We start from the raw sequence: 22,541 nt of genomic DNA, 5'->3' as shown, positions 1-22,541 counted from the left end.
GTTCTGATATTTTGGCAGGAAGGACAAAAAAGTGTACAAATTGATATTGCAATTTACGCAGTAAATAAAAAATATGATATAATAGTAACATACTAATCAACAGTAATATCGACCGTGAAAAATAATATAAATGTGGAGGTTACAATGGATATAGAAGAGAGAAAATGGGAAATAATGTACGACCAAGAGGCCTTACAGACTAGAATCAAGGAACTCGGCCAGGAAATCAAAAAAGATTATCAAGATAAAAACCTGCTAGTCATATCACTACTAAAGGGCAGTTTTATCTTTTGTGCAGACCTAGTCAGGGCCATCGATATACCTAGATTGAGGGTCAATTTTATGACTACATCTAGCTACGGCAACTCTACAAACTCAAGTGGTAGGGTCAGGGTCCAGGCCGACATCACGATAGACGACATTAGCCAATACGACGTCCTACTACTGGACGATATAGCAGACACAGCCAACACAATGGACTTTGTCTACAAGCATATAGCAGGAAAAAATCCAAAGAGTCTAAAGACTTGCGTACTATTGGATAAACCTAGTAGAAGACAGGTGGAATTTGAAGCTGATTATGTAGGATTTTCAATAGAGGATAAATTCGTCGTTGGATATGGATTTGACTTTGAAGATATGTATAGGAATGTTCCTTATATATTTAATGTTACAGATGAATTACGTTAAAATAATAAATTGTAATGATTGAACCGAATTCAAATTAGCCCGTAAGGGCAATTTAGAAAAATATCGTTGAATTATTGTGGGGACTTGCCACTAATCTAGACTAAAATTTGTAATACCATACACTCGACTCAGAAAAATCCAGAGTTACTACGCAATTGGATTTTTTATTCCTCGTCATCGTGGTGGTATTACTTAATTTTATCTAATTATTAGCTAGCAAGTCCTAACAAATATTTCCTTTTTGTATTATCCATATATTTATGAAATATGTTTTTCATTAGAGGTTATATTCTTATACATACTTTTCCTATAATGAACACAGTTAGCTATAGTTAGTACTATAAATATAAGAATAGTGTATATAGAATTTTCAATATTTTTATTTATATAGGCACTACGAATAAAAAATACTACAAAGAGCACTGTAACAATAATTTGGTTTGTAAAAATCCATTTTTTCTTCTCCATAATTATCTCCTTAAAAATACACATTTCCATTATACGTATTTTATAAAATTATTCATTTTCAGTATATCAATTGCGAATTAAAAAATCAAGGAAATACAGACTAATTCTTGAATTGTAACATTTGGATAGAATTATGTAATATCAATGTGAAGTGAGCGTTAGAAAATATCGTTCACGATTCATCGTGAGTTCGATTTTTCAGCGAATAAACATATGATATTACTAATTCTAATCCAAGTTACAAACAAGAATTTACTTGTATTTCCTTGTATTTACTTATATTTACTTGTATTTCCTTAGTACAGACCTTATATCATTTTTTCATAAGTAATCTGGTAGCCATATTTTTCATACTGGCCTACTATTGTCTCCCAAAGGTCTTCCAGACCATTTTTCTTAGATGATGAGGTAATCACTAGCTTATCGTCCTTGTCCATATTCAGTCTTCTTCTGATCATGGCTTCGTGTTTTTGGTACTGACCTCTTGTGATCTTGTCGGCCTTGGTAGCTACTACTACACAGTCATAGCCAAAGTGTTTGATCCAGTCATACATCATCTGGTCGTCTGCTGTTGGCTCATGCCTGACATCTACCAATAGGAATATTGCGCATAGTTCTTCCCTATCTTCTAGGTAGCGCTCCATGATGCCGCCCCACTTGTCTTTTTCTGTCTTGGATACTTTTGCATATCCATATCCTGGCAGGTCTACAAAGTAGAACTCATTATTTATAAGGTAAAAGTTTATAGTTCTTGTCTTACCTGGTGTTGAGGATGTCCTGGCAAAGGTCCTCCTATTTAGAAGACCATTTATCAGGGATGATTTTCCAACATTTGACCTACCTGCTAGAGCAATCTCTGGTATGCCCTCTGCAGGATACTGGCTCTTGTTGACTGCACTCATGGTAATCTCTGCACTCTTAATCTTCATTATTGCCTCAGTCGGAACCTCGCTCTGGCGACTCTTGTAATAATGAGGAGGATTAGTCATTGTTTTTTTGTTGTTCTTTTTCTTAGTATTATTCTTAGCCATAGCACCAACCTATTCTTTATCCATCAAGGCTATGTCAATTACTTGGTCCATAGTCTCTACTAGCACAAATTCTATATCTTGCCTTACATTTTCTGGTATCTTGTCAATATCAGCCTTGCAATCCTTAGGTAGTAGTATCTTTCTGATACCCATCCTATAGGCAGCTAGGACCTTTTCCCTGACGCCACCAACTGGCAAGACCCTGCCACGTAGGGTGATTTCACCCGTCATGGCTATATTTCCTGGAACTGGTCTGTCTGTTAGGGCTGATATTGTAGCTAGGGTCATTGTTATACCTGCTGATGGACCATCCTTTGGAGTTGCCCCCTCTGGTATATGGATGTGTATATCCTGGTCCTTATAAAAATCTGCTGGTATTCCTAGCTTGTCTGCTATAGACCTGATATATGAAATACCCGTCCTAGCTGACTCCTTCATTACATCTCCCATCATACCTGTAAGGACTATTCCACCCTTACCTGGTAGGGCACTGACCTCTACCTCTAGAGTTACTCCACCTACAGCTGTCCAGGCTAGTCCATTTACTACACCAACCTGAGGATTTAGGTCTAGTGGGTCTTCCTTAAACTTTTCAGTACCTAGGTATTCTACGACCTTTTCCCTATTCAAGTTTATAGGTTCCATATCAGGATTACCCACCATCTCCTTGACTACCTTTCTACACAATTTAGCAATTGTACGCTCTAGCTGTCTGACACCGGACTCTCTAGTATACCTACTAATGATAAACTTGATTACTTCATCGTCAATAGTTATAAAATCCTTATGAAGACCATTTTCTTTGATCTGTTTTTTCAATATGTATCTCTTAACTATTTCGAGTTTTTCTTCTTCTATATATCCTTCAATATCTATTACTTCCATCCTATCAAGTAATGGTCTAGGTATCTGCCTTAGGTCGTTGGCAGTTGTAATAAACATTACCTTTGACAGGTCAAATGGCAGCTCTAAATAGTGGTCTACAAAGTACTTGTTCTGCTCTGGATCCAGTACCTCTAGCATGGCAGATGTTGGGTCACCCTTGAAATCACTAGACATTTTGTCGATTTCGTCTAATAGTATAACTGGGTTTTTGGCCTTGGCTTCCTTCATGGCATTTATAATTCTACCTGGAATGGCCCCTATATAGGTCCTTCTATGACCCCTAATCTCAGCCTCATCCCTGACACCACCAAGTGATATCCTTATAAAAGGTCTACCAATTGCTCTGGCAACTGACTTGGCTATAGAAGTCTTACCTACACCTGGAGGTCCTGCTAGGCATATAATCGGTGCCTTCATATTCTTTGACTGCTTTCTGACTGCCAAGTACTCAAGAATCCTGTCCTTAACATCATCCAAGCCATAGTGGTCTTCGTTTAGTATTTTTTCAGACTTGTTTATGTCAAACCTGTTCCTAGACTCCTTATTCCATGGAAGTGAGAATATAGTGTCTAGGTAGTTCTTTAAAATATTGTAGTCAGGTGAATTAGAAGGAGTCCTCTCAAGTTTTTCAATTTCCTTCTCAATCTTCTCACGTGTTTCCTCAGGAATTTTTAGCTCGTCTAACTTATCCCTATACTCTTTTTCCTGTACATCATCACTGATATCACCTAGCTCCTTTTGAATAGCCTTCAACTGTTCCCTAAGGTAGTAATCCTTTTGAATCTTGTTCATCTGCTTTCTAACATTAGTGGTGATCTTCTTGTCAATCTTGATTACCTCTAACTCCTCCAAGAGGTAGTCATACAAGAGTCTCATCCTCTCTTCTATATCTAGGGTAACCAGTACCTTCTGCCTGTCACTAAACTTCAAAAAGAGGCTAGATGCAACTATATCAACTATCATAGAATATCCTTCAGCATCTGATAGGTCCATGGCAGCATCTGTAGGCACATCGGCTGCTATACTAAGGTACTCTTCAAATCCTCTCAAGAGTCTTCTAGAATATGCCTCCAGTGTATTTTTCTGTTCTTTTGTAAATTTTTCTTCATCAAACTCTATTGGTGTAATCTCACCTATCCAGGCATCATTTTCATCTATCTTCATAGACTCTAATCTAGCCCTTTCAATACCCTCTACCAAGACCCTGATAGAAGTGTCTGATGTCCTAATTACCTGCTTGATACTGCAGACTGTACCTATGGTATATATATCATCAATTGTAGGGTTTTCAACAGTTGAATCCATTTGGCTTACTAAAAATATCTTTTCATCATTTAGCATGGATAGTTCAAAACTCTCAATTGAATTTAGTCTTCCTATATCAAAAGACTGAAGAATACATGGAGATATTGATATTCCTCTTAGCGGAATCATTGGCATCTCTGTTTGTTCTCTAAATTTTATCACTTCTTGATCACTAGTCTGGTTCTCGTCCAAGTCTGACTCAAGTGTTTCTATTTCATCTATCTTATCATCAATTTTACTCATATCTTAACTCCTTTCAATATGCAAAATTACATTTAACCCTATTATATACTTTATGTATACCTATTTTCAATATAAATATCCCAAAAATATAGAACTTATTGGTATTTTTTGCAAAAATGTGCTTGTTATTGGAGTTTTATTGCAAAAATAGATTTCTTATTTTTATTTAGGGACTTATTTCTACTTAACTACTTTACACAAAAATAGACCCTGTCAAGTAAGTCCACTGGGGACCCACTGACAAGGTCTACTAATATTAATCAAATATATTCAAAACTATGCTGCTAGCTTATCTGAATTTGATAAAGCCTTCTTACCTGCTCTAATTACTAGGTAAGCATATATAAATGCTATCACTATACCTGCTATATTGGCAACATTTAGTGGCAAATTGAAACCTATCTTGGCACTTAGTAAATAGGCAGATATGATATATGTGTAGAACATACCTGGTATCAAACTAATCATATATGGTTTCTTTAACTTGAACAAGTACAATGAAATCATAGCAAAGGCGAATACTGCTATAGTCTGGTTAGCCCATGCAAAGTACTGCCATAATACATTGAATCCTTCTGCATTTAGCTTGGCAAATACTAGGATTGCTATAACTGGTACAAATATACAGATTGATAGAGTTACTCTATTCTTAGCCTTTGACTGGTCATATCCTATAGCATCTGCTATCATCAATCTAGCTGCTCTAAGTGCTGTATCTCCTGATGTAATAGGTAATACTATTACGCCGATTACGGCAATTAGACCACCTATGCTACCTAGCATATCATTAGCCACTAGGCCTATAATTGCCGGCTTACCAACTAGTTCTGCTGGTACACCCTTGTAGTAAATACCCATAGCTGCTGCTGCCCATATCATGGCAATGAAACCTTCTAGTATCATCATGTCGTAGAAAGTTCTTCTACCTTCCCTTTCATCAGATACTGATCTACCAATTAGTGTAGCCTGAGTTGAGTGGAATCCTGATACTATACCACATGCAACTGTTACGAAAAATACTGGTAGTAATGGAGTTCCCTTTGGATGTATTCCCATCCAGTTAGCTGCAGTTACATTGTCTAAGTGGTATCCCTTGACAAATAGACCGAAGAATATACCAACTGCTGATAACAATAGGATTGCACCGAATATTGGATAGACTCTACCAATAATCTTGTCTATTGGGAATAGTGTTGCTGCCAAGTAGTAGAAGAATATAACAGCGTATACTATCCAAACTACTGGGTTTGTACTGATAGCTTTCTGACCTAATAAACTAGCTACAACTAGGTCCCCTGGTGTATAAATAAATACGGCACCAACTAGGATCATTAGCACGATTACAAAGATGTTGTATATCTTGTAAACCTTGCCACCTAGGTGGTCCTGAATAAGTGCTGGCATCTGCTTACCATTACTTCTGATAGAAATCATACCTGAGAAGTAGTCGTGCATTGCTCCACCTAGAACACAACCTATTGGTATCAATAGGAATGCTATAGGTCCAAATAATATACCCTGGATAGGTCCAAGAATTGGGCCTGTACCTGCTATATTAAGTAATTCAATTAGTGCATTCTTGCTCTTCTTCATAGGAACATAGTCTACACCGTCGTTTATACTATTAGCTGGTGTTGGTCTGTCATCTGGTCCAAAGACTTTTTCACAGACTTTACCATAGGCTAAGCCACCACCTATTAGTATAATTAGTCCAATTATAAAAGTAGTCATTTTATAATACCTCCTAAAATTTTATTTAAATCAACAATGATTGATTTACTCATTTAAGGCTTCTATCACTGTAAACCATCCTATTTGAGAACAGTCCACTATTTTAAGCCTGTATAGGATGTTTACATCCTACATCTTCTGAGGTGCTTTCATTCCCAAAAGCTTTAATGTATTTTCAATTGTCTGTCTAGTAGCTTCTACTAGGGCCAATCTTGCTGCCTTCAAGTCTGCGTCATCAACCAAGATTGGGCTGTTGTGGTAAAACTTGTTGAAGGCCTGAGCTAGGTCTAATACAAACCTAGTCACTATATGTGGCTCATTTTTCTTCATGGCAGTCATTATACTCTTGTTGAATGTCTCCAATACGCTTAGGACATCTGCTGCATCCGGATCAGAAAGGAGTTCATAGTTGATATCTGAACTAACCGACTGACCAGCCTTTCTAAGTACAGCACAGCACCTAGCATGTGTATACTGGACATATGGTCCTGTTTCACCTTCAAAGCTAAGTGTCCTAGCCCATGAGAATGTGTAGTCCTTAATCCTACTGTTTGATAATTCCTGGAACACCACAGCTCCCACTCCTACCGCCTTGGCTACTTCATCTATATTACCTGCCTCTGGATTTTTCTCTTCTATTATCTCTCTAGTCCTATCTATTGCCTGGTTTAGGACGTCTTCTAGGAAGACTACCCTTCCCTTTCTAGTTGACATTGTGCCCTCTTCTAAGGCAACCATACCAAACTGAACGTGCACCATATCTTGGTACCAGTCATATCCCATCTTCTTGATAACGTTAAATACCTGTTTGAAGTGGAGCTCTTGCTGAGAACCAACTACATATATGGACTTGTCAAAATCATATGTCTTCTTTCTGTAGAAGGCTGATGCTAAGTCCCTAGTTAGGTAAAGTGTAGAACCATCCCTCTTCTGTATTAGGGCTGGTGGCAATTTGCTATCCTCTAGGTCTACTATCATGGCACCGTCAGATTCTACTAGTAGGTTCTTGTCTTCTAATTCCTTGATTACTGCTGGCATCTTGTCTGAGTAGAAAGATTCTCCTGCATATGAATCAAAATCTATATCCAATAACTTATATACTTTTTCAAATTCCTTTAAACTTTCATCCCTAAACCACTGCCATAGCTCTATTGCTTCTGGGTCACCATTTTCCAACTTGGTAAACCATGACCTGGCTTCGTCTTCCATTTCTGGCTTAGAATCCGCTTCGTCGTGAAATCTCACGTATAATTTCAGTAGTTCCTTTATTGGGTCATTCTCTACTGTCTGCTTATCTCCCCATAACTTGTAGGCTACTATCAACTTACCAAACTGAGTACCGTAATCTCCTAGGTGATTAAGCTTTACTACATTATATCCCTGTGACTGGTATAGCTTACTTAGGGCATTACCTATCACAGTAGTCCTTACATGACCAATGTGGAATGGCTTGGCTATATTTGGAGAAGAAAATTCTACCACTACAGTTTTCCCCTTACCAAACTCACTCTTACCATAATTTTCTTTTTCATTAAATATTTGCTTGATTACCTTCTTGGCTAGGCTTTCCTTGTTGACAAAGAAGTTGACATAGCCTCCTAGGTTTATTACTCTATTTATGTCATCTGTTGGCTGGATTTTCCCTGCCAGGTCCTCTGCTATTACATTTGGAGCCTTTCTAAATATCCTAGCTAATTTAAAACAAGGGAAGGCATAGTCACCCATATCCTTGTTTGGTGGTACTTCTATTAGGGCTCTTATCTCTTCAACCGTCAAATCTGATATTTGAGATTTGATAGACTCGGATATCAGTTTCTTAAAATCTGCCATTATTTTTCCTCCCATGTACTATCTATAGTCGTATAATTATTCTGCATTCTTCAGTATTATATGATATACCATTTTTTTGATTTTTTCAATACTTTAAGTGGTATTTTATTGATGATCACCTACTATATTTCTTCCTCATTACTTGACTGTTACTATAGTTACTCCTGCCCCACCTTCACCATATTGTCCTGGCCTCATGGTCTTAACATGTGGGTTCTTTTTGAGAAGTTCTGTCATGCCTTTTTTCAGGATACCTGTCCCTATACCATGAATGACTGTCACTTCCTCGTGTCCTGCCATACAGGCGTCATCCAGGTATTTTTCAACTGCCATAGTAGCCTCTTCAAGATTCATACCCCTTAGGTCTACCTTCCTCTCTACACTACCTGACTTAGAATTTATGACCTGTCTCGTAGTCTTAGTCACGGTAGATTTTTCCTTCTTGGATATGAGTTTTAGGGACTTGTATGGTAGGCTCATCTTCATGATACCAACCTGAACTAGGGCTTCTTTCTTCTTGTCGTCAGCAGATATTACAGTACCGTCCTGTCTTAGGGTTATAATGTTTACATCTGTTCCAGGCTTTAGGCTCTTGATTTCCTTAGGGGCATATTTTGGCACCACCATACTCTCAACACTTGGCTGGAGCTTGCCCATTGACTGGCTGATTTCTTTTCTGATTTCCTCTAGTCTACGGTCCTTGTCCCTGCTATCTCTCAACCTATCAGCCCTTCTGATTTCCTTGATCATGGCATCAGTATCTTCCTTGACCTGCCTAACTATAGAAAATGCTTGGCTTCTGGCCTTTTCTAGGACCTTGGCCTTTGACTGGTCTAGCTTTTCTAGCTTGGTCTGGTAGTCCAGCTTCATATCCTCTATTTCCTGTCTATACCTCTGGGCCCTTTCTAGTTCTTCCTGGATCCTGATTCTACTCTTTTCTACATTTTGTAGGACTTCCTCTATCTCTATATCATCGTTAGTCAAGAAGTTCTTGGCCTGGTCTATGATGTACTCGCTCAGGCCTAGCTTTCTAGATATTTCAAATGCATTTGACTTACCTGGTACCCCTATCAAGAGTCTATAGGTTGGAGACAGAGTCTCCATATCAAATTCTACTGCAGCATTTTCTACATCCTTCTTGGCTAGGGCATACTTTTTCAATTCGCTATAGTGGGTAGTCGCTATACAGGATGCCCCTGAATACCTGATATTTTCCAAGATTGCTATTGCCAGGGCAGCCCCTTCCTCTGGGTCTGTACCCGCACCCAATTCGTCAAATATTACTAAGGACTGGTCCGTTACCTGGTCCACTATGTCCACTATCCTAGTCATATGGGATGAGAAGGTAGATAGGTTCTGCTCTATACTCTGGTCGTCACCTATATCTGCAAAAATCTGGTCAAATACACACATACTAGTTCCGTAGTTGGCTGATAGGTGGAGTCCACACTGGGTCATCAAGGCAAAAAGACCTAGAGTCTTGATAGTTACAGTCTTACCACCAGTATTTGGACCCGTTATCAATAGGGTAGAATAGTCTCCTCCTAGGACAATATCATTGGCTACAACTGATTTTCTATCCAGTAGGGGGTGCCTACCAGCAACTATTTTCACTAATTTATCTCGGTTCAAGCTTGGTTCGGTTGCCTTCATATCTATAGATAATTTTCCCTTGGCAAAGGCAAAGTCCAACTTGGATAGGATTTCCTGGTTGGATATAAGCTCCCTGCTGACCTGACCTACCATATCTGATAGGTTAGCTAGGATCCTTTCTAGCTCCTCTTTTTCCTGGAGCCTTAGCTGCCTCAGGTCATTATTCATCTCTACAATAGTCATAGGCTCTATAAACAATGTAGCCCCTGATGAAGACTGGTCATGAATGATACCAGCCACCATAGACCTGTACTCAGCCTTGACTGGCACTACAAACCTATCCCCCCTCATAGATATAATTGCATCCTGGAGGTATTTTTGGTATGTAGATGACGAAATTATAGCGTTTAACTTGGACCTGATAGATTGGTTCTTTTGCAGGATCCTTCTCCTGATAGTCCTGAGTTCTGCCGATGCAGAATCGGCTATCTCCAACTCACTTATAATCGCATTGAATATCTCATCTTCAATCTCCTTATGTATGTAGAGAGATGTCGCAAGGCTCTGGATTATTGGATACTTGATACCCTCTTCCTCTTCATCCACTGAAGTCTCTGAATTACCAAATGTTTCCTTCTTGATATTGCTACTAAGTGTATTGCTCAGTATCCTAGTAGCCCTCATAGTATCACCTATATCTAGTAAACTCTTAGGATCCAAGACTGCACCTAGATCTGCTCTCTTGGCCTTGTCTGATATGTCGTGGATTCCCTCTAGTGGAACATGCCCCCTGTTTATGAGTATTGACTGGGCCTCAGTAGTTTCCTCTTGGGCCGTCCTTACCTCCTCGAAATCTGACATTGGTCTCAATTTTTCTATCATTGAAAGACCTAGACTAGATGTAGCCTTGGCCTTTAGCATATCTATTATCTTATTTAATTCTAGTGCCTTATAAAACTTTGCTTCCATATTCACCATCCTTTTCGATACTTTGATGTATACTTTAATTTCTATCCACAATATTATACCACATAGGCCTCTAACCATGTTATAATATATGTAAAGATTTAATTTGGAATTATATTACTTGGGGAGGTGCTTTGAGATGAAGTATGTAACAGAAGGTTTATTTCCAGAACTGGTTTTTAAGAATTTTGAATGTATCTCAAGAATCCCTAGACCATCCGGTCACGAGGGAGCTATCAGCGATTATATTATGAATTTTGCCAAGAGCCTAGGTCTAGATACCTACCAGGATAGCTACAAAAATTTAATTGTAAAAAAGCCGGCAACTAATGGCAGGACTGATGCGTCTACGCTTATGCTGCAGGCCCATATGGACATGGTGCCAGAAGCTAGTGATTTAGTGGACCACGACTTTTACAAGGATCCAATCGATTTAATACTAGAAGGTAATAGCTTAAAAGCCAACCAGACTACTCTTGGTGCCGATGACGGTATGGGTGTCGCATATATGATGGCTATTTTGGAGAGTGAGGATATTTCACACCCAAACCTTGAATGTGTATTTACGGTAGATGAGGAAATTGGTCTAGTAGGTGTCAACAAGCTAGATATGTCAGACCTAGAGTCTACATATATCTTGAACCTTGATGCTGAAGAAGAGGATTCTATCCTAGTTGGTTGCGCCGGTGCTGTCAATGCTAGCATAGTCCTTAGAAAGGAATACAAGCCTGCAATACCTACAAATCTAGCCCTAGAAATCAATATCAAGGGTTTATTTGGTGGACATTCAGGCATGGACATAGACAAGCAGAGGGCCAATGCCAATGTAATCATGGGCAGGATATTGAGTTCCATCAGTTATGACTACGACCTATTCAACATCAATGGTGGCTCCAAGAGAAATGCTATACCTAGAAAATGTGAAGCTGTCCTATCTATTAGAAATGAAGACCTAGAAGGTCTTGTTAGAGAGATTCAAAAGCTATCAGCCAAGATACAAAAGGAATTCTACCCTACCGACCCTAAGCTAAAAATAGAATTAAGAAGGTCTGCACCTACTGATTTCAAGGTATTTACAGACGATTGCAAGAATAAGATAGTCGACCTACTTAGCCTGATACCAAATGGCATTATATCAAGAGCACTAGACCTAGATATGGTGGAAACATCTTCAAACTTTGCTATAGTCAACGAAGATAAGCAGAATATAGAATTTATCAGCCTTATAAGGTCTTCAGTGGACTCCAAAAAGGACTATGTCAAGACTATTATGACTAGACTGGCAGGTCTGGTTGGCGCTGAACTGGTATTTTCTTCAGAGTATCCAGCCTGGGAGCATAACAAAAAATCCAAGCTAGAAGAGCTGGCTATAGGAGCCTACGAGGAAGCTTTTGGCAAGGAAGCAAATGTAGTAGTCATGCACTGTGGCCTAGAATGTGGTATCTTGCTCAACAAACTAAGACACAAGGCTGAAGCCATTTCTATAGGACCAAATATGTACAATGTACATACTCCTCAGGAGCATGTAGAAGTAGACTCTGTAGCCAGGGTCTGGGAGTTTATTATAAGGTTATTGGAAATACTTTAGACTACTCTATGACAGTATCGACAAATCAATATGACAATAAGGCCTAGATTTGATTTCTAAAATCCAGACCACAAAAAGGGGGCCAGCATTCATTTTTTCTTCCAAGAATGCTGGTCCCCTTATTAATGGTCCATATATAAGATAGACCAAATTATAATTCCTATAATAAATCTTTTGCGCCATCCTTCCAACAAATAAATCCTGTTGTTCCTGGTCCTCCATGGGTTCCAATTCCACACCCAATCATAAAGTACCTTATTTCTGAAGGATTTAACTCCCTTTTTATGACTTCTTCCAACCTATCTCTTTCTTTTAGGTCATCAGAATATCCTATATATACTGTCCTACCTTCTAGACTAGATATTCCATTTTCCTTGGCTATATCCACTAGCTTGATAGCTACATTCTTTTTGCCCCTGGCAACACCTACATTATCAACTATACCATCCTTTAATATGCAAAGTGGTTTTATGCCCAAAACTGTACCTATAGTAGCCTTGGTACCAGATATTCTACCACCCTTGCTAAGGTATAAGAGGTCATCACATAAAAAACATCCATAAGCCATGTCCTTCACAGACTCTATATGGTCCACTATTTCATCTATAGACTTACCCTCTTCTCTCAGCTGGCAGGCCCTGATGATCAGAATTGATATGGTAAAGCAAAGGGTATTAGAATCTACAACCCTAATCTTGCTGTCATAAATTTCTTCCAACTCTGCCTTGGCTAAAAGGGCACTCTGGTAGGTTCCAGTAGCACTGGCTGCAGCAGATATATACAAGACATCATATCCTGCTTCACAATGCTTTTTGAAGTTTTCGTAAAAGGCTCCAAATGTGACCTGAGAAGTCTTTGGTATCACTCCTTCATTCCTCAAGAGCTGATAAAACTTTTCTCCATCTATGTCAACCCTATCCTTATATTCAACACCATCAATTATGACACTAAGTGGTAGCATATCAATATTATATAAGTCTAAATAGTCCTGGGTCATATCAGATAAACTATCACAGACTATCTTTATCTTGTTCATACTTTCCTCCATAAATTATTACCAAACCTTAAATAAACTCTAGATCAAGCCATCAAATTCCAACTGCCTCATAGCCTCATATACAACTATAGCAACTGAATTGGATAAATTAAGACATCTGGCACCTTCTATACCTCTCATAGGTATCCTGATGCAAGTATCCATATTATCTCTTATTAGGTCCTTAGGTAAGCCCTTCGTTTCCTTACCAAAAACTAAAAAGCACCCGTCTTCATACTTGACCTCTGTATGATTTTGCTGACCATTAATTGTTGAATAGAAGAACTTGGCCCCCTTATTCTTTTCCTGGACCTCTTCAAAGCTATCATAATATTGTATATCAGCTATATCCCAATAATCTAGCCCACACCTCTTTAGGTGCTTGTCATCCAAAGAAAATCCTAGCGGTCTAACTAGGTGGAGTACCGCTCCTGTATTCGCACAGGTCCTGATTATGTTACCTGTATTATGTGGTATTTCTGGCTCAACAAGCACTACATTGATAGCCATAATATCATCTCCCTTCCTTACTATACTTACTATAAATAATTGCACATATGGCTGATATAACACTTGTCGCACTCTGGTTTTCTAGCCTTGCAGACCCTTCTACCATGGAATATCAAAAGATGGTGTGAATGAGTCCACCTATCCTTGGGAATGGCCTTCATAAGGGCAAATTCAGTCTTTTCAGGTGTAGACTCCTTGACTATACCTATCCTATTGCTAACCCTAAACACATGGGTATCTACAGCTATGGCAGGTACTCCAAAGGCATTGCTCAAGACCACTCCAGCAGTCTTTCTGCCTACACCTGGTAGTTTTATCAATTCTTCTAAGGTGTCTGGCACCTGGCCCCCATAGACATCAACTATTATGGACGATGTCTCCTTTATCTTCTTGGCCTTGCTCTTGTATAGGCCACAGGTCTTGATCATGTCCTCTATTTGGCCTATGCTAAGATTTTTAAAGTCCTGTGGTTGATTGTATTTTTTAAACATGACCTCTGTGACCATATTTACCCTGACATCCGTACACTGGGCCGATAGTATAGTCGCAATCAAGAGCTCAAAGGCCGATGTATGCACCAATTCACAATGGGCATCAGGATGCTGGTCCATCAGGAGATCTAATATATCTATTGTTTCCTTTTTCGTTTTCTTTCTTGCCATTTTTTCTCCTCTAGTCGACTATCCTACTACCACCTATAAATTCCCTAATTATAGATGTCGGACCTATGTCTCCTGTATCATCTATCTGGTTAAAATACTGTAAAAACTTCCTCAGTCTCAAGGCATCCAAATAATGATTGGAATCTTCATCAACCTGCCTTAACAACTTTATAGTCCTTGGTTTTAGAACCGATAATTCATATACGCTAGCAGAATTAAACATAACATCTGCCTCTTCCTGGTATGGGAATATATTTCTTTCTTCCCCTCTTCTGACAGATGCCCACTTCTCAAGAGTCCTCTCAGCACTGGAATTCCTAAATTGATGGTCTCTAACCATTCTCCTTATCAACCTAAAATCAGTCGTTGGTATCCTATTATGGTCATCTAAATTTATCTGAGTTATAACACTCAAGTATATCTTGAACTTCAAGTCATCAGATATGGCCTTTGTTAAATTTGGATTCAAGCCATGGATTCCCTCTAAAATTATAGGATGATTTTCCTCTAACTTCAACTTCTTGTCTGTGTAAACTCTTGAACCAGTCATAAAGTCAAATTTAATTTTTACAATTTCCTTACCATTCAATAAGTCATTTAGGTCCTTATTAAACTGGTCTATATCAATAGCATCTATTGACTCAAAGTCATACTCACCATTTTCATCTTTAGGTGTATGCTCTCTATCTACAAAATAATCATCAAGGGATATAGGCAGCGGTGTCAAGCCATTCACCCTCAATTGTGTAGACAACCTATGGGCAAAGCTAGTCTTACCTGATGAAGAAGGGGCCGCTATCAATATTAGCTTGCTATTTCTCTGGACTATCATATCTGCTATCTCTGCTATCTTCTTTTCATGAAGGGCCTCAACAGTCCTTATCATCTCGCCGTATTCCTTATTTTCTATGATTTCATTTAGGTCAACTACAGTCTCTATACCAAGAGTCCTAGACCACTGTTCTGACTCCCTATATATATCAGATAGCTTGGGCAAGGCCTTGAACTTGGACATCTTTCCCCTGATACCCTTGTCCGGTCCCTGAATTACCAAACCATCACCCATCCTTACTAGGTCAAAATCTTTGATATAAGAAGTTGATGGGAACATATGACCATAAAAATAATCAAAGTAGCCATTACACTCATATACCTTGGTCAAATCATCATCCCTGTATTTCAAAAGATTGGACTTGTCAAACCTCTTGACCTCTTCAAACTTGTCAATGGCCTGGTCATTTGGCATATAGTGGCAGGTGATTTTATAGTCCTTATCAATATATTCCTGCATCTTGGCCTTCAAAACTTCAACATCTCCATCAGTCAAATCCTTTGGCATCCTCAATGTACAGTATAAGCCACCGGCAATAGAATGCTTTATAAATACCTTACAATTATCAAATACATCCCTACAAGCAACTACCAATAGAAAAGACAAAACCCTAAAGTATAATCGTCTGCCATCCTCACTAGTGGTATCCACTAGGTGGACATCCTCGTCAGTATGTATCACATAGTTGAGATCATGATATTTATTTTTTATTTTAGCCATACATATATGTCCCTGATAGTCGTCCTTCAACATTTCTGCCAATTTGTCCAACCTAACCTTACTATCTGGAATTTTAATTTCCCTGCCGTCAACTCTAATACTTAAACTCTTCATATGATCTATCCCTTCATACTACGACAAAATTCAAGGAGACAAACCCCTTGAATTTCAAATAACTATTTTACTCTTCCTATGTTTTGCAAAGGAAATAGTCTAACCAACACGTTTCCAACTAGTCTAGACTCTGGCACAAAGCCTACCTCTGAATACCTACTATCTAAACTATTCCTCCTATTGTCACCCATGCAAAAAAGTTTACCCTCTGGTACAACAGCATCTATATTGCCGTCTGTATAATTATCCTTAGAAATATAGTCCTCGTTTAGGACCTTATCATTTACCTTGACAACCCCATCCTTTATGGAGATATGGTCACCACCTACAGCTATTACCCTCTTCACCAAGTCTTTGGTAGTACTGTCATCTTGTAAAATAAAATCCATCAGCTTCTTAGCTATTCCCTTTTCCTGTGTTGTAAGTGTATTGATAGGCATATAACTGTCAAATACAACTATATCCCCCCTCTTGACACCGGTAAACCTGCTGACCCTATTTATTATCAAATAGTCACTATTTTCAAGGGTTGGGTACATTGATAGACCATCTACCCTAGTTGGCCTGATAACCTGAACTATAATCACAGCCAAAACTGCTGCCATCAGGAAAACTTTAATAATTTCTTTAACTTCATGGAAAAATCCTTTTTTCTTTACTCGACTCAATTTAGTCTCCTTCCTCAACCCTAACTAAAACTGAAAATTTATTATCTGCAATCCTTAATTAGTCCTATAAATTTATTAGTTACTAGAATTCATTATTCTAGTCTATCTACCTCCTAAGTCCCTTTGGGTACTTATTTTTGAGAACCCCATTTGACTCCTTGCCCCATCCTAGGGACACACCTTCTACAGTTACTAGAACCCAACCTCTAGACTGGGATGTAGTAATCGATTCTCCCCTCAAATAGGCGCTGACCTCATCAGAATCATAGGCAAAATCAATGCTATACTTGGCATCACTAGGCCTCATAGCCATAGCCAAGGAATGGGCTGGTTCAAACCTATTTTTCTTGAATTCTCCAATAAATAGACCTGACCTCAAGACCTTTAATCCCTTTAGGTCCATATCAAGAGGTTGATAGTACAGCCTATCATCTCTGGCAATCATTCCACCACCAAGTAGCTGGGTCAAACCACCTGCTGTCAAATAATTAGACGAAAAATCATCAAACAAATGAATATTAGCAGATGTTTTTTTGTCAGGTCTTCCCTTTGACTGCTTCTTTTTCTTTGATTTTTTCACCTTAATCTGAGCCTCATCCTTATTGGTGCCATCCTCGCCAATTGACGAGTCCAACCCCCTATATTCAGAATCAACTACACCGAGATTAGTTTTGACTATCCTAGCACAAAAATGTCCTTCACCCCTATCCTTGTGGGGCCAAAACCTGTGCATATCTACTAGGCTGGCATCCGAGTAGTCGGCTAGAAAAGCTTCGACTATGTCCTCATTTTCCTTCCTGGTAAAGGTACAGGTAGAATATATGAGCATACCTCCATCCCTCAACATATCATAGGAATCCCTGATAATCTGGGTCTGGATACTAGCACACTCGTCAACCTTGGCCTGAGACCAGTTTGCAATCGCAAAATCGTCCTTTCTGAACATTCCCTGACCAGAGCATGGTGCATCTATAAATATCTTATCAAAGAAACCTTTAAAAAACGTTAATAATTGACTCGAATCTGAATTAGTTATAACAGAATTTATAGCACCAAATCTTTCCAAATTTTCGCCTAGGGCCTTGACCCTGCCTTGATTTATCTCATTTGAAACCAAAAGTCCTGTATGGTTCAGCTTGGAAAGTATATACGTAGACTTGCCACCTGGTGCAGCACAAAGGTCCAAAATCCTATCACCCTCATTTATTTGAGTCTGACCAACCACACTCATGGCAGACGGCTCCTGAATATAATAGGCCCCTGCATCGTGAAGTGGATTTCTGCCAGGGTATTGGTCAGCAGATATATAATAAGCTTCATTCGCCCAAGTAATCCTATCCCTGTCAAAATCAATATTAAAAAGGTCCAAATCCTTGAACCTTTCCACCGGCATCTTCAATGTATTAACTCTAATAGCAGATGTTTTCTCATCCCTATATGAATTCAGAAAATCCCAATATTCGTCACCTAGGATTTCCTTCATTTCTTTTAAAAAGTTTTCTGGCAGACCCAATGTACTATCACTCGTCATACCTCCAGTATCAGGTTCACATTGATTACCTGGCATATCGCCGTTCTCAGACTTTGATTCACAAACCCTCAAAGTATCCTCTGCAAAATTTATATCCATATCATGTCTAGAAATAGTCATAAGAATTCGTTGCCTCACATATCACTACCTTGATTTTTTCCTTGTTGGCCTGCCTGTATCCAGCTATAAAGGTATTTACATCCGGATCTGATAGATCTATCTTCTTCTCACTGACAAGGGTCAAAATATCCCCATCCATGATGAATTTTACCTTGTTGACTCCATTGTCCAATAAATAGTACATGATAGTCTTCTCCTCAAGACCAGCATATCTCTCGAAAAAGGCCAGCTTGTCACCAAAATCCCTAACACTGTAGGCCCCTTCCTTATCATTATTATTTATTATATAGGCACTCTCATTCATATCAATGCCCATCCTCTTCATATCTTCCTCAATATTCTTTGGATCAAATCCATACCTCTCCAAGAGCTTCTCCTGCATCTGTCCGAATTTCTCCACTGAAATATTGTTCTTCTTCATAAATTCATTGATACTCTTGGAAAAATCTAGGGGACTCATACCACCACTAGATACCTTAGTATACATTGAATACATATATTCTTCTAATTTATCTACATCTGAATCCTTGACCTTATTTTGAAAAGATCCAAAGTCTATAATCTTGTCGTCTGACATTGGTCTACCTCCTTAGTAAGATTTAAGTATATTATACCATTAGAGGGCTTAATTTAACCATAAAAACTCGGTTTATGTGATACCATAAAGGCGCTTGCTCTTGACCTAACTTGATTCATATGTTTGCATTAGAGAGATGGCTCTTGACCCAATTTGATTCATATGTTTGCATTAGAGAGATGGCTCTTGACCTAATTTGATTCATATGTTCAAAAAAATGAATTTGATTGTGGATTCAAGTGATAGATTCATTATGGGTCACTTAAATCTACCAATCACAGATAAATAGGGAGTATAAGACTTTTTCTCATACTCCCTTAAATTAGTATCTACTATTCATTCTTATTTATCATAAGATTCTAGTATAATTTATATGATTTTTAACGCTTATTCACCTAAAATAGCTTCAACAATTGGTATTGGATCAACCTTTTCATCTGAATACTGGAATGTCTGGTACATCTTGTCCACCCATTCTTCAGTCAAGTCACTATCATGGTAAACTGTGCACAATAGGTCGCCGGCTTGAACCATGTCGCCCTTCTTGACATTCATCTTTAGTCCGACTGCGTAGTTAATTGGGTCTGCCTTTGTTGCCCTACCAGCTCCTAGATGCATGGCTAGTATTCCTAGCTGCATTGAGTGAATATGACTGATGTAACCTGCTTCTTTTGACTTGATTTCTGTCACAAATTTTGATTTTGGAAGTAGGTCTGTATTTTTAATCTGTTCTACATTTCCACCCTGGTATTCTACCATTTTTAATAGTTTTTCAAAGGCCTTGCCTAATGATATGGCTTCTTCTAGCATTTTTCTTGCTTCTTCCTTTGATGATGCAAGTTTGCCCTGTATTAGCATGATCTCTCCAGCACGCATGCATAGTTCTGTAAAGTCTTTTGGTCCGTGACCCTGTACTGTTTCTATGGCTTCCTGAACTTCTAGGGCATTACCTATAGTATTTCCTAGCGGTTGGTTCATGTCAGTTATCATAGCCATTGTATTTCTACCTAGCTTGTTGCCTATTGATATCATTGCATTTGCTAGTGTTTTAGCATCTTCTATATTCTGCATGAAGGCACCTTCTCCATACTTTACATCTAGAAGTATTGTATTTGAGCCTGAAGCTAGTTTCTTTGACATAATAGATGATGCTATTAGTGGTATTGAGTTTACTGTTGCTGTTACGTCTCTTAATGCATACAACTTCTTGTCTGCTGGCACTAATTCTCCTGTCTGACCGATTATTGCTAGACCTATTTCGTCAACCTGCTTTTTGAACTGGTCTTCTGTTAGGAAACAGTTAAATCCATCTATAGATTCTAGCTTGTCTAGTGTTCCACCTGTGTGTCCTAGTCCTCTACCTGACATCTTGGCAACCTTTAGTCCACAAGCTGCTACCATTGCTCCTAGGGCCATTGAAGTCTTGTCACCAACTCCACCTGTTGAATGCTTGTCTGACTTGATACCTTCGATTGATGATAGGTCAATTACGTCACCACTATTCATCATGGCTTCTGCTAGCTTGGCAGTTTCATGCTCGTCCATGCCGTTCAATACTATAGCCATCAGTAGGGCACTTATCTGGTAGTCTGGTATAGTATCATTTGTTACACCGTCTATCCAGAACTGGATTTCTTCATCTGTTAAAGCCAACTTATTTTTCTTTTTTTCAATAATATCTAAAAATCTCATTCTTGTCTTCGCATACTCCTATAGTATGCTCTCCTTTCAAAAACACAATTTAAACCTTCTAATTAAGCCTTATATATAAATTAGTAGACTTGACTCTTTAATCAAACAAGTCCTAATCTAATCATACTATATTAACATTAGTAAGCCAACTATCATTGCAGATAATAGGCTGACACAGAAACCACCTAACATAGCTCTAGTAGCTAGTTTCTATAATAACCTTTAATACCTTGTCTCCTGTAGCTGACTTTAGGGCCCTGATTTCATCTTCAACCTTCTTGTAGTCACCATTTTTCACTAACTGCATCCAAATTTTGCCTAGCTTGTTCTTCATTTCCTGATAAGTAAATTGACTTCAAATCTGCAGCAAATTCTTTCTTTTCTTTGTAACTAACATATTTCAGTGTATTCCTTACTTGATGCACTATACAACGTTGATATTCAGTGTTTGGAAAAGCTACACTTATAGACTCCTTAATACCTGTTAGGCCATCTGCACAAAGGATCATAATGTCTTTTAGACCTCTATTTTTTAGTTCATTTAATATAGATAACCAATATTTTGAGAATTCAGCATTTCCGACATAAAGCCCTAATAAATATTTTTTCATTTTTTTACCTCCCAATTTTTTTGACCGGTCGCCTAAAGTATGGTATAATGGAGGCGTAAATGCCCGTCCCCCGAAGGGGACGAACTTGGAGGACTTAAAATATCCTCAGAATCTCAACCCTTACTACCACCAACTCGAGAATAACTCTCACTTGGTGGAGTTTGGGTTTTAACCCTTAATTATGCTTGTAAATTACTGCAAGTCTAATCATTTTTTACACCTCCTACATCCTTATTTGTCGTCCCACTTGCTTATATGCGACTCCCACCCACCCTCAGGATATAAGTTTTTAGGCGCCTAATTATATGTCAAAATAATTTTAGTATATAATTAGATGCCTAAAAAGGTGAAAATCCAACTCATATAACTTCGCTTCTGTCGGCGTGCCTATCGCTATCCCGTCCTGTCGCCGGGGTCATGGCAATACTCGCATAGCTGATAAAAGTTGTCAATTATGAATTGGTATTAAATTGTCAATGTATTACTAGTAGACTACTTCACTACTAGCCTTCAAGGGGGCATCCCCTTACTTTTTATTTTTTATAAAAAACTCGAAATCGTTGAAAATACTGGAATTAAGGGCAAAAATTTTTGATATTTTTTTAAAAATATAAAATTATCCGTTATAAACGATAGAATTTATTAATTAATAATAAATAAAACATAGTTACAGTTTATTTTATATTGTTGAAAGGAATGATATTTTTTATGTTATTAAATGAAAGAATAAAAAACTTAAGATTAGAAAATAAATATACTCAAAGATACATTTTTACTAAAATTGATGTGACTCAAAAAGCATACCAATCAATAGAGTATGGTACTAGTAAACCTAAAGTATCCACACTCATTGCAATAGCTAACTTGTACGATGTAAGTATAGATTATTTAGTAGGGAGAACTAACATTAAAAACTCCCATAAGCTAACCATAGACCAGATTATCAATAAAGAGTAAAGCGTTATAAATTTTAAGATTCAACAACTTATTTACACTTTTGGTTTTAAGTTGATTAATTTTAGATAGTACTAGTAATATTATGTTGCGATTTACTACTATGCTTTTTTTATACCTACAAGGTAGAAAAAAAGGGTTCTATAATATATAGCGTTGATGGTAACAAAAATGCTTTCAAAGT

17 protein-coding genes and 1 pseudogene are annotated in these 22,541 nt (G+C 38.1%); 3 read left to right on the top strand and 15 right to left on the bottom strand.

What is annotated here, in order from left to right:
• The first annotated feature begins 144 nt into the window (after nt 1-144).
• Nucleotides 145-690 carry a hypoxanthine phosphoribosyltransferase gene (hpt, locus tag HMPREF1639_RS06440; protein ID WP_036764606.1) on the top strand — a complete coding sequence of 182 codons (546 nt, stop codon included), beginning with the start codon at nt 145-147 and terminating at the stop codon, nt 688-690.
• Between the two features lie 258 nt (nt 691-948).
• Here hpt and HMPREF1639_RS06435 read toward each other — a convergent pair whose 3' ends face one another.
• From HMPREF1639_RS06435 to HMPREF1639_RS06410, 6 genes are all read right to left on the bottom strand, one after another.
• Complete coding sequence (locus HMPREF1639_RS06435) at nt 949-1,158, bottom strand: hypothetical protein (RefSeq protein WP_036764604.1); 210 nt, start codon at nt 1,156-1,158, stop codon at nt 949-951.
• A 308-nt stretch (nt 1,159-1,466) separates the two neighbouring features.
• The gene (yihA, locus tag HMPREF1639_RS06430; RefSeq protein ID WP_156955958.1) at nt 1,467-2,087 is read right to left on the bottom strand and encodes a ribosome biogenesis GTP-binding protein YihA/YsxC; all 621 of its coding nucleotides are present in this window, start codon (nt 2,085-2,087) and stop codon (nt 1,467-1,469) included.
• A gap of 111 nt (nt 2,088-2,198) precedes the next feature.
• Entirely contained in the window at nt 2,199-4,514 is a 2,316-nt protein-coding gene (lon, locus tag HMPREF1639_RS06425; protein WP_442956602.1) for an endopeptidase La, read from the bottom strand.
• 384 nt (nt 4,515-4,898) lie between these two features.
• Nucleotides 4,899-6,353, bottom strand: coding sequence for a carbon starvation CstA family protein (locus HMPREF1639_RS06420; RefSeq protein ID WP_036764600.1), 1,455 nt, complete (start codon nt 6,351-6,353; stop codon nt 4,899-4,901).
• Between the two features lie 129 nt (nt 6,354-6,482).
• Nucleotides 6,483-8,183, bottom strand: coding sequence for an arginine--tRNA ligase (gene argS, locus HMPREF1639_RS06415; RefSeq protein WP_036764598.1), 1,701 nt, complete (start codon nt 8,181-8,183; stop codon nt 6,483-6,485).
• Between the two features lie 138 nt (nt 8,184-8,321).
• A complete protein-coding gene (locus tag HMPREF1639_RS06410) occupies nt 8,322-10,745 on the bottom strand; it encodes an endonuclease MutS2 (RefSeq protein ID WP_036764596.1) in 2,424 nt (807 codons plus the stop codon).
• Nucleotides 10,746-10,881: 136 nt separating this feature from the next.
• On the opposite strand from HMPREF1639_RS06410, the gene HMPREF1639_RS06405 reads away from it, so the two are divergent.
• Nucleotides 10,882-12,330 (top strand): aminoacyl-histidine dipeptidase, encoded by a 1,449-nt coding sequence (locus tag HMPREF1639_RS06405; RefSeq protein ID WP_036764594.1) that lies wholly within the window; start codon nt 10,882-10,884, stop codon nt 12,328-12,330.
• A gap of 160 nt (nt 12,331-12,490) precedes the next feature.
• Here HMPREF1639_RS06405 and HMPREF1639_RS06400 read toward each other — a convergent pair whose 3' ends face one another.
• The 9 genes and pseudogenes from HMPREF1639_RS06400 to HMPREF1639_RS06360 all read right to left on the bottom strand — a co-directional run.
• A complete protein-coding gene (locus HMPREF1639_RS06400) occupies nt 12,491-13,366 on the bottom strand; it encodes a DegV family protein (RefSeq protein WP_036764592.1) in 876 nt (291 codons plus the stop codon).
• 39 nt (nt 13,367-13,405) lie between these two features.
• A complete protein-coding gene (trmL, locus tag HMPREF1639_RS06395) occupies nt 13,406-13,876 on the bottom strand; it encodes a tRNA (uridine(34)/cytosine(34)/5-carboxymethylaminomethyluridine(34)-2'-O)-methyltransferase TrmL (protein WP_036764589.1) in 471 nt (156 codons plus the stop codon).
• A 29-nt stretch (nt 13,877-13,905) separates the two neighbouring features.
• A complete protein-coding gene (nth, locus tag HMPREF1639_RS06390; RefSeq protein ID WP_036764587.1) occupies nt 13,906-14,538 on the bottom strand; it encodes an endonuclease III in 633 nt (210 codons plus the stop codon).
• A gap of 10 nt (nt 14,539-14,548) precedes the next feature.
• Nucleotides 14,549-16,204 (bottom strand): nucleoside kinase, encoded by a 1,656-nt coding sequence (locus HMPREF1639_RS06385; RefSeq protein ID WP_036764585.1) that lies wholly within the window; start codon nt 16,202-16,204, stop codon nt 14,549-14,551.
• Between the two features lie 62 nt (nt 16,205-16,266).
• The gene (gene lepB / locus HMPREF1639_RS06380) at nt 16,267-16,872 is read right to left on the bottom strand and encodes a signal peptidase I (protein ID WP_036764583.1); all 606 of its coding nucleotides are present in this window, start codon (nt 16,870-16,872) and stop codon (nt 16,267-16,269) included.
• 106 nt (nt 16,873-16,978) lie between these two features.
• On the bottom strand, nt 16,979-18,403 hold the full coding sequence (locus HMPREF1639_RS06375; protein WP_052045445.1) for an RsmF rRNA methyltransferase first C-terminal domain-containing protein: 1,425 nt from the start codon (nt 18,401-18,403) through the stop codon (nt 16,979-16,981).
• A 106-nt stretch (nt 18,404-18,509) separates the two neighbouring features.
• Nucleotides 18,510-19,100, bottom strand: a complete 591-nt coding sequence (locus HMPREF1639_RS06370; protein ID WP_036764581.1) for a DUF3867 family protein — start codon at nt 19,098-19,100, stop codon at nt 18,510-18,512.
• Between the two features lie 387 nt (nt 19,101-19,487).
• On the bottom strand, nt 19,488-20,792 hold the full coding sequence (locus HMPREF1639_RS06365; protein ID WP_036764579.1) for a pyrimidine-nucleoside phosphorylase: 1,305 nt from the start codon (nt 20,790-20,792) through the stop codon (nt 19,488-19,490).
• 287 nt (nt 20,793-21,079) lie between these two features.
• Nucleotides 21,080-21,400 (bottom strand): annotated as a pseudogene (locus HMPREF1639_RS06360) (transposase); the annotation flags it as partial.
• 711 nt (nt 21,401-22,111) lie between these two features.
• Here HMPREF1639_RS06360 and HMPREF1639_RS06355 point away from each other — a divergent pair.
• A complete protein-coding gene (locus tag HMPREF1639_RS06355) occupies nt 22,112-22,360 on the top strand; it encodes a helix-turn-helix domain-containing protein (RefSeq protein ID WP_036764575.1) in 249 nt (82 codons plus the stop codon).
• The last annotated feature ends 181 nt before the right edge of the window (nt 22,361-22,541 follow it).

This window comes from Peptostreptococcus sp. MV1 (assembly GCF_000758885.1).
Taxonomy (GTDB): Bacteria; Bacillota; Clostridia; order Peptostreptococcales; family Peptostreptococcaceae; genus Peptostreptococcus.
This window is presented reverse-complemented; position numbering and strand designations above follow the sequence as displayed.

Bases quoted from the DNA above. Each gene is read 5' to 3' on its own strand.
- hpt (WP_036764606.1), top strand. From the start codon at position 145: ATGGATATAGAAGAGAGAAAATGGGAAATAATGTACGACCAAGAGGCC.
- HMPREF1639_RS06435 (WP_036764604.1), bottom strand. From the start codon at position 1,158: ATGGAGAAGAAAAAATGGATTTTTACAAACCAAATTATTGTTACAGTG.
- yihA (WP_156955958.1), bottom strand. From the start codon at position 2,087: ATGAAGATTAAGAGTGCAGAGATTACCATGAGTGCAGTCAACAAGAGC.
- lon (WP_442956602.1), bottom strand. From the start codon at position 4,514: ATGCCAATGATTCCGCTAAGAGGAATATCAATATCTCCATGTATTCTT.
- HMPREF1639_RS06420 (WP_036764600.1), bottom strand. From the start codon at position 6,353: ATGACTACTTTTATAATTGGACTAATTATACTAATAGGTGGTGGCTTA.
- argS (WP_036764598.1), bottom strand. From the start codon at position 8,183: ATGGCAGATTTTAAGAAACTGATATCCGAGTCTATCAAATCTCAAATA.
- HMPREF1639_RS06410 (WP_036764596.1), bottom strand. From the start codon at position 10,745: ATGGAAGCAAAGTTTTATAAGGCACTAGAATTAAATAAGATAATAGAT.
- HMPREF1639_RS06405 (WP_036764594.1), top strand. From the start codon at position 10,882: ATGAAGTATGTAACAGAAGGTTTATTTCCAGAACTGGTTTTTAAGAAT.
- HMPREF1639_RS06400 (WP_036764592.1), bottom strand. From the start codon at position 13,366: ATGAACAAGATAAAGATAGTCTGTGATAGTTTATCTGATATGACCCAG.
- trmL (WP_036764589.1), bottom strand. From the start codon at position 13,876: ATGGCTATCAATGTAGTGCTTGTTGAGCCAGAAATACCACATAATACA.
- nth (WP_036764587.1), bottom strand. From the start codon at position 14,538: ATGGCAAGAAAGAAAACGAAAAAGGAAACAATAGATATATTAGATCTC.
- HMPREF1639_RS06385 (WP_036764585.1), bottom strand. From the start codon at position 16,204: ATGAAGAGTTTAAGTATTAGAGTTGACGGCAGGGAAATTAAAATTCCA.
- HMPREF1639_RS06375 (WP_052045445.1), bottom strand. From the start codon at position 18,403: ATGACGAGTGATAGTACATTGGGTCTGCCAGAAAACTTTTTAAAAGAA.
- HMPREF1639_RS06370 (WP_036764581.1), bottom strand. From the start codon at position 19,100: ATGTCAGACGACAAGATTATAGACTTTGGATCTTTTCAAAATAAGGTC.
- HMPREF1639_RS06365 (WP_036764579.1), bottom strand. From the start codon at position 20,792: ATGAGATTTTTAGATATTATTGAAAAAAAGAAAAATAAGTTGGCTTTA.
- HMPREF1639_RS06355 (WP_036764575.1), top strand. From the start codon at position 22,112: ATGTTATTAAATGAAAGAATAAAAAACTTAAGATTAGAAAATAAATAT.